We start from the raw sequence: 1,026 nt of genomic DNA on the forward strand, positions 1-1,026 counted from the left end.
TGAGGAAGAAATGACTCCAGAAAATCTAAAACGAATGCAAAAAGAAATGCTTCGCCTGAAAGAGGAGAATGAGATTTTAAAAAAGGCTATGGCCATATTCGCGAAAAAATAAACGATACAGAATTACATCAATTTATCGATTGTCAAAAAGAAACACACTCTGTTCGTACGATGTGTCAAACGCTTGGAATAGCAAGAAGTTCGTATTACCAATCTCAGCACAAAACAGAGTCAAAACGTAGTCGTGAAAATGAAGAATTAACCCAAAAGATTATACAAATTCATCAAGAGAGTGGAGAACGTTACGGTGCACCGAAGATTCATCAAACCCTATTGAAACAAGGGTTTCAAGTAAGTATAAAACGTGTACAACGGCTTATGAAGAAAGCAAATATCCGTTCTAATATCTTGAAAAAATACAAACCACATTCATCAAAAACAACTGTAGAAGAACGAATAAATCTATTAGAACAAGACTTCTCTACAACGACAATTAATGAAAAATGGGTAGCGGATATCACTTATATTCACACGCAAAAAGATGGCTGGTGTTATCTTGCATCAGTAATGGATTTGTATTCTAAGAAAATTATTGGGTATTCATTTTCACGAAATATGACAACGAGCCTTGTGGTAAAAGCATTAGAAAACGCTTACCACACACAGAAACCACAAAAAGGTCTCATTCTACATACTGATTTAGGAACACAATATACAAGTCAGGAATTTCAAACCTTACTCGCGAATTATAAAATCAAGCCTTCTTTCAGTAAAAAAGGTTGTCCATACGATAACGCTTGTATTGAGTCATTTCACGCCATTTTAAAGAAAGAAGAAGTATATCGTACAAAATATGTCTCATTTGAAGAAGCAAATCTAGCGCTATTTCAATACATTGAGGGATTTTATAATCGTAAGCGAATCCATAGTAGCATCGGTTATAAAACTCCTCAAACAATAGAAGATCTGGCTATAAAAGTAGCTTAGATTTAACTTTTTTGTGTCCAAAATATTGACTCAAATCCA

General features: G+C 34.0%; 1 pseudogene. It reads left to right on the forward strand.

Annotated elements, in window-relative coordinates:
• A pseudogene (locus tag HRG09_RS28115) lies at positions 1-987 on the forward strand (IS3 family transposase); the annotation flags it as partial.
• Positions 988-1,026 lie beyond the last annotated feature (39 nt).

The organism is Bacillus sp. Xin1 (assembly GCF_013314535.1).
In the GTDB taxonomy this organism is placed as follows: Bacteria; Bacillota; Bacilli; order Bacillales; family Bacillaceae_G; genus Bacillus_A.